This is a genomic window from Paraburkholderia phytofirmans OLGA172 (assembly GCF_001634365.1).
GTDB lineage: Bacteria > Pseudomonadota > Gammaproteobacteria > Burkholderiales > Burkholderiaceae > Paraburkholderia.
The window spans coordinates 1,233,754-1,249,355 of sequence record NZ_CP014578.1; the positions used below are offsets into that span (position 1 = coordinate 1,233,754).

Genomic DNA, 15,602 nt, shown 5'->3' on the forward strand with positions numbered 1-15,602 from the left:
CATCATGACATTATCGATTACGAGCAACTTTGACTCAGGCGCGATCGAAGTGCTGGCCTGCGAAGACGCTGGCAACATCCGTCTGCGCGTGCGGCCCGACAGTCACGCCGAGTTCGCGCAGTGGTTTTATTTCCGTCTATCCGGCGCGGCCGGCGAGCGCTGCGTGATGACCTTTGAAAATGCCGCGGCGTGCGCTTTCGCCGAAGGCTGGCGCGACTATCAGGCGGTGGCGAGCTATGACCGGGTGAACTGGTTCCGCGTGCCGACTTCCTACGACGGCCGTGTGTTGACGATCGACCACACGCCGGATTTCGACCGCATCTACTACGCGTATTTCGAGCCGTATAGCGAAGAACGTCACTCGGAATTTCTCGGCGCGGTCCAGCAGATGCCGCAGGCCACGCTTACGGAGTTGGGCAAGACCTTCGAAGGCCGGCCGATGTCGCTGCTGACGCTGGGCACGCCACAAACTGGCGATACACCCAAGAAGAAGATCTGGCTGATCGCGCGCCAGCATCCTGGCGAGACGATGGCCGAATGGTTTATCGAAGGTCTCGTCAAGCGTCTCGCGGGTTGGGGCGATTGGGCGGGCGATCCGGTGGCGCGCAAGCTCTACGATCACGCGGTGTTCTACATTGTGCCGAACATGAATCCGGATGGCAGCGTGCACGGCAATCTGCGCACCAACGCGACGGGCGCGAACCTGAACCGCGAATGGATGGAGCCGGATGCCGCGCGCAGTCCTGAGGTGCTGGTGGTGCGTGACGCAATTCACGCGACCGGTTGTGACCTTTTTTTCGATATCCACGGCGACGAGGCACTGCCGTACGTGTTTGTGGCCGGCTCCGAAATGCTGCCGGGTTTCACGGAGCGGCAGGCAGAGGAGCAGAAAGCGTTCATCGAAGCATTCAAGCATGCGAGTCCTGACTTCCAGGACAAGTATGGCTACGCCGCGAGCAAGTATCGTGAGGACGCGCTCAAACTCGCTTCAAAATACATCGGTAACGAATTCGGCTGTCTGTCGTTGACCCTGGAGATGCCGTTCAAGGACAACGCCAATCTGCCGGATGAGCGGGTGGGTTGGAACGGCGAGCGTAGCGCGTCTCTGGGCGCCGCCATGCTGCAAGCGATCTTGCGGCACGTGGAGACGTTCGCCTGACCGGACGCTGTATAAAAAAACGGGGCACACACTTTGGAAGTGTGTGCCCCGTTTTTTTGGGGGGTGCCGGCATGGCCCGCGGCGTGGGTCAGTTGAAACGGCCACGGGTTATGCTCGTTATTGAGTCTTTTTCGCCGGGTGCTTCTTCGCGGTCGATTTGCTCGAAGATTTGCTGGAGGTCGCTCTCGAAGATTTCCCTGCGCTTGCCTTCGAGGACTTCCCGGCCGCGTTCTTCGTAGTTTTGCCACTAGCCGAGTGCTTGCCCTTCACGCTCTTATGCTTGCCCGAAGACGCTTGCGATCCGGTCGAGCCGGATTGATGCGCACGGGCCGGCGGCACCGGATCGTTCCAGCTGAACGCCAGCATCCGGGCGCCCACGTAGCCGCAGCGGAACTTGAGATCGGCTGGATCTCCGTCGCCGTTCTGGCGGATACCGAGGCCCTCGACGATAACGATGTTGTCCACCTTGACGCGCTGCTTGCCCTCGTCGAACGAATCGTTCCAAGGGGTGACCGACGCATGCGCGCTGTCGAAGGAGCTGGGGGGAAATTCGACATGGTCGAAGGCGGTCGATGTGCTTGCAACAAAGTTGCCATGAGCAGCGCAGTCCGCGACTAGCGGGTCTGCATGCATGTCATTGACAAATCTGTTGACGAGATCGTTGTGCTGTTCGAGTTGATCGGCATATGCGGGAGCAGTGCAAATGAGCGAGAGACCCGCTGCAAATGTTGCTAACCGACCGACCAACCGCAGCAATCGGCGCAGTACGTTGGTGCGATCCATCTAGTTTGTTAGACGCTAATGAGACATGAGGCACGTAAGATGCCCGGCGAGAGGGATGAGTTCAATCCTGACACAAATATTTTGTCCTGTCGTGGTGCTTGGATTCAGGCGTTTTATGTGCCGGGATGGCCGATTGCCACAGATACGTGCTCGATGCCGCGTCTGTGTCAGGTGCGTGGCCCGCCCAATCGATATCGACGCACATCATAAGTGGTCACCCACGCCGGGCGGTAGACCGCGATCAATGCCGTCGACATGCCTGTGAACCAGGCCTCGCCGGTGGCTAGCAGAAGCACGCTGAACGCGTAGCCGACCGGCACCACGGTCATCGAGCCGTCGGCGAGCGCAATGTGAACGCCGAGTGCCGCGGCCGCCGTGAGCGACACGGCAATGGCGGGTGAGACAAAACCCTGGCCGAAGATGAACATGAAGAGGTTGCGCGGCAGCCAGGCGATGCTGGCGCGCTGGATCAAGGTCGAGATGCCGACAGGCAGCGCACCGAACACGAGGAAAGTCAGCGCAATGCCCTGCCAGGGGGCGTCGAAGACGACGGCGGCAAGACCGGTGACTATCGCCATGGCGATCAGCGCCAGCGCCCAATCGAATAATGTGACGACCAGCGTGGCGCCAAGCAGATGCATGACAGTGCCATCGTCGAGCCACGCGTTGCTCGCCCACAGCACCGACACCGCGACGATGATCGCGAGCCAGACATGCTGGAGTGTGCCGTCCTGAAGTCGTTTGAAAGGATTTTTCCAGAGCGCGAGCGCGACCACTATCGCAGTGGCGATCCAGCCACCGACAGCGACCCAGAACGGAAGCGGTGTGTAGAGGAAACCCATGATTCTCATATTACTCGTTGGACGAGAAAAGGTGTGAGCGGATTCCATGCCAGCCGGCGCGAACGCTGCCAGAAATTGCGCGTCCCGATTCTGGCGCGGGCGCCGGTTGACGTTACGCCGAATCTTGCGTGACCTGTTCCGCCGCCAACCCGGGGGGTGCGTCGCCGTAAGGCGTGCTTGGTTCGGCCGCCATTGGCAGCGTGTCGGCCGCGTCGTTCGCCGGTAACGGGTACTGGAAGCGCCGCGGCGTGCGGCGCCGCAATGGCACCACGCCGGCTTGGCCCATTACCGGACGAACCGGACCTTTGTCATCGTTGCGCAGTACTTGCAAATGAGCCGACAGCCAGCCGTTGTAGAGCGCGACCGCGGCGGCACGATTTGGCGCGCCGAGTTGCTGAAATATGCTGGTCAGGTGGATCTTGACGGTGCCTTCACTGATGCCGAGCGTGCGCGCGATCATCTTGTTGGTGCTGCCCATGTGGACGCAGCGCATGATCTGCTCCTGGCGAGGCGACAGGCCGTTGGAAAGTTTGGTCCGGCGCGGCGGCGGACTTTTTTCGTCGAACGGCCGGATGGCGGCATCCGGCGGTAGCGGAGGGCTGAGCGCCAGCGCACCGGGCGGCACATAGTGACCGCCCAGCAGAACCATCTCGAAAGCGCGCACGATCAGGCACGGGTCGGTTTCGCGCGGAACCACGCCGAGCACACCCTCGTCCATCAGGTCCCGCACGGCAGTTGGAGAGACCTCGTCGGTCAGCACTGCAATGCGCAGGTCTGGGTAGTGGCTGAGCAGATGACGGGTATCGTCAACCGACATCCAGTCCTGCCAGTCGATCACGAGCAGGTCGGGCCGCAGGCGCTTGAGCGTACGTTCAACCTGACGCCAGTCCTGTGCTTCGTTAAAGCGCGCTAGACGGTCGATTTGCCGCAGCAGTGCTTTGAGTCCATCGCGTCGTTCCGCGTCTGAGTTGAGTATTGAGAATCGCATGCCATGTCTCCAGATGAATCGGGCGAGGTCGCGCGATGCGTGCGGGCCGGCGAGGGTGCCGGGCACATTACGATGCACCACCGGCACCATGATGACAAATTCCCTTCGTTTTGACCGCCTGTCCAAAAGGCATAGGAGGAATGACGTAAAAAAGCCCCGCGCGCGGCGGGGCTTCCTGATGTCGACGGTGCGGCGCAATGACGCCGGCGCCGGTGGATCAGTGGAAATGCGGTTGCGCGGGTTCCGCGTCCTCCGGCATTTCGGCGTGGACGATTTCGCCGAGCGGGTCCGCATAGAGGGGGACGCCGCAGTCATCACAATATTCCGGCTCGAAGCGGCCCGCGTGGCGGCGCACATCTGTCACACCGGTTTCCTTGAGCAATGCGACGATTTCTTCAAGCGGATCGTCTGACGCAGCGGTCTCTTGCGGTTCTTCGTCGATGCCGGGCTCGCCGTTCTCGCGGCCGTAAAGCGGCCACACGACGCCGTAGATCACATCATTGCTGCCCCGGCGCGTGAAGCCGACGCGGTATTCGTCGATACGGCGTTCGCCGAAGCCCGCGACAACCGCGCGCAACTCCTGTGGCGCCGCACCGATTGTGTCGAACAGATAACGCACGGCGGTACGTACCGTGTGAGGGCGCACGCTTTCGTCGGCGTCGCGGCAGGCTGAATAATAGGCATCCGGCAGCAGACACTCGAATTCACATCCGGGCAGCACCAGTGACAGATTGGCGCCGCCTTGCGTTGCCCATTGTTCGAGGCATTGGCCGCGCTCGATCCGGCTGCCGTTCTCTTCTTCCTGCCAGCGAAATGCCGGCTCGCCCACCGGCGCCGCGACCACAGCCAGCAGAAAGCGCGGGTCGGCCAGGATTGGTGAAGTTTCCGGCAGTTCGCCAAAATTGAGTTTGACGTTGCCGCCAGCCATGGCTGCCTGAGCGAGTTGCTGGGCAATACGCCAGGTCTCGACGTGGTGACGCGGCAGTTGGTCGATGCTGTAAAGGAACGGCACCATGGCCACACGCGTATTGGCCGCGAGTACGTGCGCCTGCAGGTGTGCGCGCAGCGCGTCGGCCGCGTCCGCTTTGAGCGGACCTGAAGGAATCATGTAGCGAGTCCATGCCAGCACCGGCGCGGCAATCAGCAGCGCTTCGTAAGGAACGCCTTCATGTTCGACGATGAACGACTCGCTGTGCGTTTCCGCCATGTCGGCGAGTGCGCCGTAGGCATCAGGATGATTCTGCTGCAGATGGTCGAGCGCGGCGTCCAGCGTTGTCTGGTTGGCGTTGCGGACGATCTTGGTCAGCAGCGCATCGAGCTTCGCTTCCCAGAAGCGGTCTTCGGTGCGGCTGCCCGACGCGAAAAGCGCGAGTGAAAGACCGACAAGCTTGTCGGCATCGGGGGGGAGACGTTTGGCGATTCGCGAGCGCATAAATCCGGAAATTAAGGGGCACAGAACCTTATATTCTAGTCTTTTCTATGCTGCCATATTATTTGGCTGGCTATGCCGGATGGATTGGGACATTTTCGCATCAAAAATAAGCCTGTTGCAGGCGCCATCAGATGCGTTGCGTGGCGTCTTGGCCGGATGATATAAGACGTGCCCGGGGGCGTGCCCCGCTTCTATACTGACTGCCTTCAATGGGCGCTTGGCAAGCATATGCCTATTCGTCGCTGTGGTCTGGCACAACAGGAGATTCATAGTGAAATCGGACCAACTGATTGAACGTCTCGCCGCAGTGTTCGCATTGATCATATTGGTCGGTGGCTCCCTGCTGGTGCTTGCGCCTTTTACGACCGCGCTGCTGTGGGGCGCCATCCTCAGTTATAGCTCATGGGGTTTGTACCGGCGGCTCACTATGGCAGTCGGGGGCCGGCGGAAGCTGGCCGCGACGTTGATCGTGCTCATCATTCTGGTTGTGGTGCTTGGTCCGTTCGTCTATGCGGGCTTTGCTTTCGGTGCGCATGTTCACGACATCGTCGCGCTGGTGCAGAGGCTTTTCGAGGCTGGCTTGCCGGATTTACCGCCGTGGGTGGGGCGAATCCCGCTGATTGGCTCGAACATCGAGACGTTTTGGGCGAATGTAACGAGTAGCAACTCTGAACTGATCGCGCAAACGCGTGCACTTGCGGCGCCGGCTGGGAAGTGGATTCTGGCGGCTGCGATCGCCGTTACGCATGGTTTGGGATTGTTGGCGCTGAGTATCGTGCTCGCGTTCTTCTTTTATACCGGAGGGGAGGGCGCGGCGGCTTGGCTGAGGGCGGGCATGCGGCGCATCGCCGGCGAACGCGCCGATTACTTGCTGACGTTGGCGGGCAGCACGGTGAAGGGCGTGGTCTACGGAATCCTCGGTACGGCGCTTGTGCAAGGCATTCTTGCCGGCTTCGGGTGCTGGATTGCGGGCGTCCCGGCGCCGGCGCTGCTTGGACTGGCGACGTTCTTCCTGTCAGTGATACCGGGCGGCCCGGTCGTCGTCTGGTTGCCCGCGGCGATCTGGCTCTATCACGGCGGCGCAACTGGGTGGGCGATCTTTCTTGTTGTATGGGGCGTGTTGGTCGTCGGCATGTCCGACAACGTCATCAAGCCGATCCTGATCGGTAAGAGTAGCGACATGCCGTTGATCCTGGTGATGCTGGGTATCTTGGGCGGTGCATTTGCTTTCGGTTTCCTTGGTGTTTTCATCGGCCCAACGTTGCTGGCGGTTGCATATACCGTGCTGCACGATTGGACGATCGGCGCCCCGGCAGCCAGCGCTCTGGCATCCGACGTGGAAGTGCCGGTTGTGGATGAACCGGGGCGCATAGAAAAGACACCTTGAAATAAATTCCAGATACCGCTTGCAAGGCCCGGCCCGGCTCGCTAGAATCTCGCTCTTTCGTGCTTCGGACACCGGGGCACGGGAGGCGGGAGAGCCAGTAGTGGCAAGGCTTTGCGCAAAGTGAGCGGGTTGAGAAAGTTGGAAAAACCTGTTGACGGCGTAGCGAAAGTTCTTCATAATCTCGTTTCTCTGCTGCTGATGCAGCGACGCAGAACGAAGCGGTGCCGGGTGGTTGAAGTTGGCGGCGGTTCGGTGGTGAATGCGTACTCGATCTTTAAAAATTAACAGCCGATAAGTGTGGGCGCTTGATGTGCGACGCGCCGGTGGATTCTTCGGAGTCTGCCGGGAAGCGAAAGTATCAAGTCTCACACTAGTATTAAAGGAAGGTTTTCCTGCTGGGGTGGATTCACGCCGGCAGGATGATCATTCGTCAGTACGTTGAGTGAGCGACCGGTTCTTAACTGAACCGAAAAACAGTAACAGGTTTGAACTGAAGAGTTTGATCCTGGCTCAGATTGAACGCTGGCGGCATGCCTTACACATGCAAGTCGAACGGCAGCACGGGGGCAACCCTGGTGGCGAGTGGCGAACGGGTGAGTAATACATCGGAACGTGTCCTGTAGTGGGGGATAGCCCGGCGAAAGCCGGATTAATACCGCATACGCTCTACGGAGGAAAGGGGGGGATCGCAAGACCTCCCGCTACAGGGGCGGCCGATGGCAGATTAGCTAGTTGGTGGGGTAAAGGCCTACCAAGGCGACGATCTGTAGCTGGTCTGAGAGGACGACCAGCCACACTGGGACTGAGACACGGCCCAGACTCCTACGGGAGGCAGCAGTGGGGAATTTTGGACAATGGGCGAAAGCCTGATCCAGCAATGCCGCGTGTGTGAAGAAGGCCTTCGGGTTGTAAAGCACTTTTGTCCGGAAAGAAAGCCTCTGGGTTAATACCCCGGGGGGATGACGGTACCGGAAGAATAAGCACCGGCTAACTACGTGCCAGCAGCCGCGGTAATACGTAGGGTGCAAGCGTTAATCGGAATTACTGGGCGTAAAGCGTGCGCAGGCGGTCCGCTAAGACAGATGTGAAATCCCCGGGCTTAACCTGGGAACTGCATTTGTGACTGGCGGGCTAGAGTATGGCAGAGGGGGGTAGAATTCCACGTGTAGCAGTGAAATGCGTAGAGATGTGGAGGAATACCGATGGCGAAGGCAGCCCCCTGGGCCAATACTGACGCTCATGCACGAAAGCGTGGGGAGCAAACAGGATTAGATACCCTGGTAGTCCACGCCCTAAACGATGTCAACTAGTTGTTGGGTCTTCATTGACTTAGTAACGTAGCTAACGCGTGAAGTTGACCGCCTGGGGAGTACGGTCGCAAGATTAAAACTCAAAGGAATTGACGGGGACCCGCACAAGCGGTGGATGATGTGGATTAATTCGATGCAACGCGAAAAACCTTACCTACCCTTGACATGTATGGAATCCTGCTGAGAGGTGGGAGTGCCCGAAAGGGAGCCGTAACACAGGTGCTGCATGGCTGTCGTCAGCTCGTGTCGTGAGATGTTGGGTTAAGTCCCGCAACGAGCGCAACCCTTGTCCCTAGTTGCTACGCAAGAGCACTCTAGGGAGACTGCCGGTGACAAACCGGAGGAAGGTGGGGATGACGTCAAGTCCTCATGGCCCTTATGGGTAGGGCTTCACACGTCATACAATGGTCGGAACAGAGGGTCGCCAACCCGCGAGGGGGAGCCAATCCCAGAAAACCGATCGTAGTCCGGATCGCACTCTGCAACTCGAGTGCGTGAAGCTGGAATCGCTAGTAATCGCGGATCAGCATGCCGCGGTGAATACGTTCCCGGGTCTTGTACACACCGCCCGTCACACCATGGGAGTGGGTTTTACCAGAAGTGGCTAGTCTAACCGCAAGGAGGACGGTCACCACGGTAGGATTCATGACTGGGGTGAAGTCGTAACAAGGTAGCCGTATCGGAAGGTGCGGCTGGATCACCTCCTTTCTCGAGCTAACGTGTCGAACGTTGAGCGCTCACGCTTATCGGCTGTGAATCAGGACAGACTCAGGGGTCTGTAGCTCAGTTGGTTAGAGCACCGTCTTGATAAGGCGGGGGTCGATGGTTCGAATCCATCCAGACCCACCATGTCGATGATCGTTGGCGCTTTAGCGCTTACGAGCATCCCATCCCCGAAGGGGGCAGGGCGGATCAACCTTGAGTCTGAATGGTTAAGTTGGGGGGATTAGCTCAGCTGGGAGAGCACCTGCTTTGCAAGCAGGGGGTCGTCGGTTCGATCCCGTCATCCTCCACCAATCATCAATGCTGGTTTATCTGCAGCGCACGTTGAAAGGCGTTTGCGATGTAGTGAAACAAGCATTGGCGATTGAGCCAGTCAGAGTGATACGTGGTTATAGCAACCGCGATATCGGCTGTCGTTCTTTAACAATCAGGAAGAAGTAGTAAAGAGATTCACGAAAGATCACTTAGAGATGGGTGATCGAGTAGGTGAATCAGGGTTGTGATTGTATCAATGTATGAAAAGGTGATCGAAAGATCGCTTTTGGAATACGGCGCAACACGAATACTCAACCTGTAGCGATTGTGGCGAGCGTTGCATTCCCAGTGGATGCGACATGAGACACACCCGTTATAGGGTCAAGCGAACAAGTGCATGTGGTGGATGCCTTGGCGATCACAGGCGATGAAGGACGCGGTAGCCTGCGAAAAGCTACGGGGAGCTGGCAAACGAGCTTTGATCCGTAGATGTCCGAATGGGGAAACCCACTCCTTATGGAGTATCCATAGCTGAATACATAGGCTATGTGAAGCGAACGCGGTGAACTGAAACATCTAAGTAACCGCAGGAAAAGAAATCAACCGAGATTCCCAGAGTAGTGGCGAGCGAAATGGGAGCAGCCTGTACTCGTTATCTTCATTGTTAGTCGAAGGCTCTGGAAAGTGCCGCCATAGCAGGTGATAGCCCTGTAGACGAAAACAGCGGGGAAGAACTAGGTGTACGACAAGTAGGGCGGGACACGTGAAATCCTGTCTGAAGATGGGGGGACCATCCTCCAAGGCTAAATACTCGTGATCGACCGATAGTGAACCAGTACCGTGAGGGAAAGGCGAAAAGAACCCCGGGAGGGGAGTGAAATAGATCCTGAAACCGCATGCATACAAACAGTCGGAGCCTTTGAAAGAGGGTGACGGCGTACCTTTTGTATAATGGGTCAGCGACTTACATTCAGTGGCAAGCTTAACCGATTAGGGCAGGCGTAGCGAAAGCGAGTCCGAACAGGGCGTTCAGTCGCTGGGTGTAGACCCGAAACCAGGTGATCTATCCATGGCCAGGATGAAGGTGCGGTAACACGTACTGGAGGTCCGAACCCACTAACGTTGAAAAGTTAGGGGATGAGCTGTGGATAGGGGTGAAAGGCTAAACAAACCTGGAAATAGCTGGTTCTCTCCGAAAACTATTTAGGTAGTGCCTCGTGTATCACCTTCGGGGGTAGAGCACTGTCATGGTTGTGGGGTCCATTGCGGATTACTACGCCATAGCAAACTCCGAATACCGAAGAGTGCAATCACGGGAGACAGACATCGGGTGCTAACGTCCGGTGTCAAGAGGGAAACAACCCAGACCGCCAGCTAAGGTCCCCAAATATTGCTAAGTGGGAAACGAAGTGGGAAGGCTAAAACAGTCAGGAGGTTGGCTTAGAAGCAGCCATCCTTTAAAGAAAGCGTAATAGCTCACTGATCGAGTCGTCCTGCGCGGAAGATGTAACGGGGCTAAGCAATATACCGAAGCTGCGGATGCACATTTATGTGCATGGTAGGAGAGCGTTCCGTAAGCCTGCGAAGGTGCATTGAAAAGTGCGCTGGAGGTATCGGAAGTGCGAATGCTGACATGAGTAGCGATAAAGGGGGTGAAAGGCCCCCTCGCCGTAAGCCCAAGGTTTCCTACGCAACGTTCATCGGCGTAGGGTGAGTCGGCCCCTAAGGCGAGGCAGAAATGCGTAGCTGATGGGAAGCAGGTTAATATTCCTGCACCATTGTTAAATGCGATGGGGGGACGGATCGCGGAAGGTTGTCCGGGTGTTGGAAGTCCCGGTTCCTGTGTTGGAGAAGGCGCTTAGGCAAATCCGGGCGCGGAATTCAAGGGCATGGGACGAGTGATCTAGGTCACGAAGCAACTGGAAGTGGTTCCAAGAAAAGCCTCTAAGCTTCAGTTTAACAAGACCGTACCGCAAACCGACACAGGTGGGCGAGATGAGTATTCTAAGGCGCTTGAGAGAACTCGGGAGAAGGAACTCGGCAAATTGGTACCGTAACTTCGGGATAAGGTACGCCCCTGTAGCCTGACTAGCCTGCGCCAGAAGGGTGAAGGGGTTGCAATAAACTGGTGGCTGCGACTGTTTAATAAAAACACAGCACTCTGCAAACACGAAAGTGGACGTATAGGGTGTGACGCCTGCCCGGTGCCGGAAGATTAAATGATGGGGTGCAAGCTCTTGATTGAAGTCCCGGTAAACGGCGGCCGTAACTATAACGGTCCTAAGGTAGCGAAATTCCTTGTCGGGTAAGTTCCGACCTGCACGAATGGCGTAACGATGGCCACACTGTCTCCTCCCGAGACTCAGCGAAGTTGAAGTGTTTGTGATGATGCAATCTCCCCGCGGCTAGACGGAAAGACCCCATGAACCTTTACTGTAGCTTTGCATTGGACTTTGAACCGGTCTGTGTAGGATAGGTGGGAGGCTTTGAAGCGTGGACGCCAGTCTGCGTGGAGCCGACCTTGAAATACCACCCTGGTTTGTTTGAGGTTCTAACCTTGGTCCGTGATCCGGATCGGGGACAGTGCATGGTAGGCAGTTTGACTGGGGCGGTCTCCTCCCAAAGTGTAACGGAGGAGTACGAAGGTACGCTAGGTACGGTCGGAAATCGTGCTGATAGTGCAATGGCATAAGCGTGCTTAACTGCGAGACCGACAAGTCGAGCAGGTGCGAAAGCAGGTCATAGTGATCCGGTGGTTCTGTATGGAAGGGCCATCGCTCAACGGATAAAAGGTACTCTGGGGATAACAGGCTGATACCGCCCAAGAGTTCATATCGACGGCGGTGTTTGGCACCTCGATGTCGGCTCATCTCATCCTGGGGCTGTAGCCGGTCCCAAGGGTATGGCTGTTCGCCATTTAAAGAGGTACGTGAGCTGGGTTTAAAACGTCGTGAGACAGTTTGGTCCCTATCTGCCGTGGGCGCTGGATATTTGAAGGGGGCTGCTCCTAGTACGAGAGGACCGGAGTGGACGAACCTCTGGTGTACCGGTTGTCACGCCAGTGGCATCGCCGGGTAGCTATGTTCGGAAGAGATAACCGCTGAAAGCATCTAAGCGGGAAACTCGCCTTAAGATGAGATATCCCCGGGGCTTCGAGCCCCTTGAAGGGTCGTTCAAGACCAGGACGTTGATAGGTCAGGTGTGGAAGCGCAGTAATGCGTTAAGCTAACTGATACTAATTGCCCGTAAGGCTTGATCCTATAACAGGTGTGTGTCGGCAGCCGTTAGTGCTTCAGCACTTATGGATGCCCACCCTGCGCCATGCGCAGGGTCTTGAGACCACATGCACAGGTTGAGATCGATGTTGTGCCTCGAACAACACAGCCCGAGCTTGCTGAAAGCTCCTCTGGTGAGCATCACCAGAAACTACTTCTTCCAGATTGGTTGTGTTGACAAAGTCAACACGACAACAAGTCATGCCTGATGACCATAGCGAGTCGGTCCCACCCCTTCCCATCCCGAACAGGACCGTGAAACGACTCCACGCCGATGATAGTGCGGATTCCCGTGTGAAAGTAGGTAATCGTCAGGCTCCCCAGCATGTCCAGAAACCCCACCCCACAAAGGTGGGGTTTTTGCGTTTACGGCCGTAAAAAGTGGCGGTAAATAACGGGCGTAAAAAAGGGTGAAAATCGCCATGGCCGTAGTGGGCTCCCCGATTCGAGCAAAAAAGCGGGTACGTTACTCCTTCCCGATCCGGAGCGCGCTCGCGTAACCCGTCAGTTCTTGCCCCCATTCGCAGCATGCATGCGTGGGCTCTCCGTTCTCATCTCTCTCAGGGCACGCTAACTCTGGTTTCGTTCGCTTGGCAGCAACGCCAAAGGACCACTCCCTCGCAGGCGGAAAGAACTGCAGCCGAACAGCTTCACAACTCCTCTTCATTTCCTTCCTGCGCGCGCTTACGTCGCTCCGCCTTGTCTTAACATCCGTCGCGGAATACTGTATAAATATACAGTGAAAACTCGTCGCCCCATGCTTGCTCGATGCCGGGCAGGGCGGAGCATTCCCTATTAAACGAGCGTGTCTATGGCAGCAGCGATTCATCTGACGACGACAGCGCTGTCGTCGCGATTGCGGCGTCAAGTGTGGCAAGGCAATGAGCTTGCCGAGGCGGACTCGCGGGTGATTTCCAGCGGCTATGCCGCGCTGGATCAACTGCTGCCCGGACAGGGCTGGTCGGCCGGCAGCCTGACGGAGTTATTGATTGAACACGGAGGAGTCGGCGAACTGCGTCTGCTGGCCCGCGCGCTTCGGCAGCTTACGGCACAAGCCGAACGGCACGTCATGCTCGTGGCGCCTCCTTACCAGCCCTGTGCTTCGGCACTGAGGGCTTGGGGTATCGATGTCGAGCGCGTCTTATGGGTGCGTTCGAGTGAAGACCAGGCCCTATGGGCCGCTGCTCAGGCATTGAAGCAGAATGGTATGGGTGCCGTACTGGTATGGCTGCCGAATGCGCGCGCCGATAAGGTTCGGCGTCTGCAGGTGGCGGCTCAGGAGTCGGCCTCGCTGGCATTTTTGATCCGGCCTGTCGAGGCAGCCACGCAATCTTCGCCGGCGCCGTTGCGAATGATCTGCGAGCCGCTCTTGCCGGCTAATGCGCAGACGATCAACCGTCGTCAATGGTTACAGGAGATTGGTATCTCGATCGACATCTTCAAGCGCCGCGGTCCGCCACTAGCGGAGCCTCTACGTCTCATTTTGCCGTTACAAAGCGTCGTGTTGCCGGAAAGCGGAGTCGGCAGCAATCAAGGACGAGAGATCAAACATGTTGTGGATCGCAGTCACATTGCCACTCTTGTCGCTGGAAGCGGTGAAGCCTCTCGAGCCGCTCCTGGATGGTTCGCTCGCGAAGCCGAATCGGTGTGAGCCCGGCGACGAGGCAAGTCAACCTTCAGGCACCGAAGATGTCGGCGAGGTGCGTTGCTATGCGCTGGCTGATCACGCGCACATCCTGATGCCGGATTTCGACGCATTGCGTGCTGGGGTGCATGCGGGTCATTCGCGCTCGTACGCATTGGCTTTGGCTCCTGGTCTAAAGATGCTTGCTGCAGACACAGCTCGAGAAACCCAGGCTTTCGAAGCGATGGCGCTTGCTTTGCTGACGTACACACCGAAGGTGTCGCTCGCGCACGCGCATACCTTGTTGCTGGAAGTCGGCTCCGGTTTGCGGTTGTTTGGCGGCTTGCGCGCGTTGTTATCACGGGTATCCGCGACTGTGGCCGAATTCGGCTATACGGCGCGCATCGCGTGCGCACCGACAGCATGGGGCGCGTGGCTGTTGGCGCGGGCACGCGCCGATCGTCAGGGGCATCGTTGGCATGTGATGAAGGAAACGTCGCTTGCGCGGGTCCTCGATCGCGTATCTGTATCGTTGTTGCCGGTTGCGCAGGTGCATCGCGATGCGCTTACGCATCTCGGTTGCACGACGCTGGCCGATTTGCGTCAGTTGCCAAGGTCGGGTGTCGTGCGGCGTTTCGGCAGTGGCATTCTGGATCTGCTGGCACAAGCATATGGCACGCGCCCGGATCCGCGGGAATCGTTTCGTGCGCCGGCATCGTTTCATGCGCAGTTGGAGTTGCCGTCGCGGGTCGATAGCGCAGATGCACTACTGTTCGCCGCGCGCCGGCTGATTGTGCAACTGGCCGGATGGTTGAGCGCGCATCATGCAGCGCTCAGTGGTTATACGTTGTTGCTCGAACATGAATTGGCATCCCGTCATGCGCCGAAGACGTCGAGTCTGAAGGTCGCGTGGGCGATACCGTCGCGCGATGCTGAGCATCTGATCTGGCTGTTGCGTGAGAAGCTGAATCAGACGGTTCTAGTGGCGCCCGTGATCGAGTTGAAACTGGTCGCGGATCAGATCGGCGAGTATGCAGGGCGGTCGGACACCTTGTTTCCAATGCCCGAATCAGACGGCGATTCGATTGCACGTCTGCTCGAACGCCTGAGCGCGCGATTGGGGCCGGAGAACGTGCTGAAGATGTCGGTGCAGAACGATCATCGGCCTGAGCGGGCAATGCGCGTCGAGGCCTACCAGGCGCAAGCGTTTTCGCGCAAGAAGCGTTCGTCTGCGAAAGCCAGGACAAAAATCAAAGCGGATAAAACCTGGCTGACCGATGAGTTGCAGCACGCTGCATTGGAGATTGCGCGCGCAGACGGAGATGCAGCGACACAGGCGACACAGGCGACACAGGCGACACAGGCGACACAGGCAGAACAGGCAGAACAGGCAGAACAGGCAGAACAGGCAGAACAGGCAGAACAGGCAGAACAGGCAGAACAGGCAGAACAGGCAGAACGCACCGCACCCCCAGTGCACCTATCCCGACAGTCTGGCTCAACAAGCCGGCGCCTATTCGTCACACAACCGGTCGATGCCCAAGCCTCGCTCGATTTGCCCGACAGTGCATTGCCATCGCAGCCTCGCCCCGTCTGGATGCTCGACAAGCCGCTGCGCCTGATGGTGCGCGACCAGCGGCCGATCTATCGTCGGCCGCTGAAAATGCTCACGCGTACCGAACGGATTGAAGCAGGGTGGTGGGACGGTAATTGCGTCGAGCGGGATTACTACGTTGCGGCAGACGATCGTGGCCATATGTTCTGGGTGTATCGAGAGCGTCTTGGCGGCGAGTGGTATTTGCAGGGTTTGTTCGGCTGAGCATC

At 57.9% G+C, this 15,602-nt stretch carries 8 protein-coding genes, 2 tRNA genes and 3 rRNA genes; 9 read left to right on the forward strand and 4 right to left on the reverse strand.

From position 1 onward, the window contains the following. The first annotated feature begins 4 nt into the window (after nucleotides 1-4). Nucleotides 5-1,159 carry a M14 family metallopeptidase gene (locus AYM40_RS05340; RefSeq protein ID WP_063495321.1) on the forward strand — a complete coding sequence of 385 codons (1,155 nt, stop codon included), beginning with the start codon at nucleotides 5-7 and terminating at the stop codon, nucleotides 1,157-1,159. A gap of 117 nt (nucleotides 1,160-1,276) precedes the next feature. Here AYM40_RS05340 and AYM40_RS05345 read toward each other — a convergent pair whose 3' ends face one another. From AYM40_RS05345 to AYM40_RS05360, 4 genes are all read right to left on the reverse strand, one after another. Further along, entirely contained in the window at nucleotides 1,277-1,942 is a 666-nt protein-coding gene (locus AYM40_RS05345) for a BspC domain-containing protein (RefSeq protein WP_063495322.1), read from the reverse strand. Nucleotides 1,943-2,109: 167 nt separating this feature from the next. Then, complete coding sequence (locus AYM40_RS05350; protein WP_063495323.1) at nucleotides 2,110-2,784, reverse strand: energy-coupling factor ABC transporter permease; 675 nt, start codon at nucleotides 2,782-2,784, stop codon at nucleotides 2,110-2,112. 112 nt (nucleotides 2,785-2,896) lie between these two features. Next, a complete protein-coding gene (locus AYM40_RS05355; RefSeq protein ID WP_063497848.1) occupies nucleotides 2,897-3,772 on the reverse strand; it encodes a response regulator transcription factor in 876 nt (291 codons plus the stop codon). 217 nt (nucleotides 3,773-3,989) lie between these two features. Beyond that, nucleotides 3,990-5,204 carry a DUF2863 family protein gene (locus AYM40_RS05360; RefSeq protein ID WP_063495324.1) on the reverse strand — a complete coding sequence of 405 codons (1,215 nt, stop codon included), beginning with the start codon at nucleotides 5,202-5,204 and terminating at the stop codon, nucleotides 3,990-3,992. 271 nt (nucleotides 5,205-5,475) lie between these two features. On the opposite strand from AYM40_RS05360, the gene AYM40_RS05365 reads away from it, so the two are divergent. The 8 genes from AYM40_RS05365 (at nucleotide 5,476) to AYM40_RS42220 (ending at nucleotide 15,597) form a co-directional block, all read left to right on the forward strand. Then, nucleotides 5,476-6,591, forward strand: coding sequence for an AI-2E family transporter (locus AYM40_RS05365; RefSeq protein ID WP_181448407.1), 1,116 nt, complete (start codon nucleotides 5,476-5,478; stop codon nucleotides 6,589-6,591). 487 nt (nucleotides 6,592-7,078) lie between these two features. Next, nucleotides 7,079-8,609 (forward strand): 16S ribosomal RNA (locus tag AYM40_RS05370). Nucleotides 8,610-8,673: 64 nt separating this feature from the next. After that, nucleotides 8,674-8,750 (forward strand) — tRNA-Ile (locus tag AYM40_RS05375). Between the two features lie 91 nt (nucleotides 8,751-8,841). Further along, a tRNA-Ala gene (locus AYM40_RS05380) sits at nucleotides 8,842-8,917 on the forward strand. A gap of 341 nt (nucleotides 8,918-9,258) precedes the next feature. Continuing rightward, nucleotides 9,259-12,139: ribosomal RNA gene (locus AYM40_RS05385) — 23S ribosomal RNA — on the forward strand. Nucleotides 12,140-12,358: 219 nt separating this feature from the next. Then, a 5S ribosomal RNA gene (rrf, locus tag AYM40_RS05390) occupies nucleotides 12,359-12,471 on the forward strand. The 16S, 23S and 5S rRNA genes sit together here with 2 tRNA genes alongside, the layout of an rRNA operon. A gap of 494 nt (nucleotides 12,472-12,965) precedes the next feature. Next, nucleotides 12,966-13,805 (forward strand): translesion DNA synthesis-associated protein ImuA, encoded by an 840-nt coding sequence (gene imuA, locus AYM40_RS05395; RefSeq protein ID WP_063497850.1) that lies wholly within the window; start codon nucleotides 12,966-12,968, stop codon nucleotides 13,803-13,805. After that, the gene (locus tag AYM40_RS42220; RefSeq protein WP_063495325.1) at nucleotides 13,705-15,597 is read left to right on the forward strand and encodes a Y-family DNA polymerase; all 1,893 of its coding nucleotides are present in this window, start codon (nucleotides 13,705-13,707) and stop codon (nucleotides 15,595-15,597) included. The genes imuA and AYM40_RS42220 overlap by 101 nt, the downstream gene beginning before the upstream one ends. Nucleotides 15,598-15,602 lie beyond the last annotated feature (5 nt).

Excerpts from the sequence above, each read along its gene's own strand:
- AYM40_RS05350 (WP_063495323.1), bottom strand. The coding sequence starts at position 2,784 with ATGGGTTTCCTCTACACACCGCTTCCGTTCTGGGTCGCTGTCGGTGGC.
- imuA (WP_063497850.1), top strand. The coding sequence starts at position 12,966 with ATGGCAGCAGCGATTCATCTGACGACGACAGCGCTGTCGTCGCGATTG.
- AYM40_RS05360 (WP_063495324.1), bottom strand. The coding sequence starts at position 5,204 with ATGCGCTCGCGAATCGCCAAACGTCTCCCCCCCGATGCCGACAAGCTT.
- AYM40_RS05355 (WP_063497848.1), bottom strand. The coding sequence starts at position 3,772 with ATGCGATTCTCAATACTCAACTCAGACGCGGAACGACGCGATGGACTC.
- AYM40_RS42220 (WP_063495325.1), top strand. The coding sequence starts at position 13,705 with ATGTTGTGGATCGCAGTCACATTGCCACTCTTGTCGCTGGAAGCGGTG.
- AYM40_RS05345 (WP_063495322.1), bottom strand. The coding sequence starts at position 1,942 with ATGGATCGCACCAACGTACTGCGCCGATTGCTGCGGTTGGTCGGTCGG.
- AYM40_RS05340 (WP_063495321.1), top strand. The coding sequence starts at position 5 with ATGACATTATCGATTACGAGCAACTTTGACTCAGGCGCGATCGAAGTG.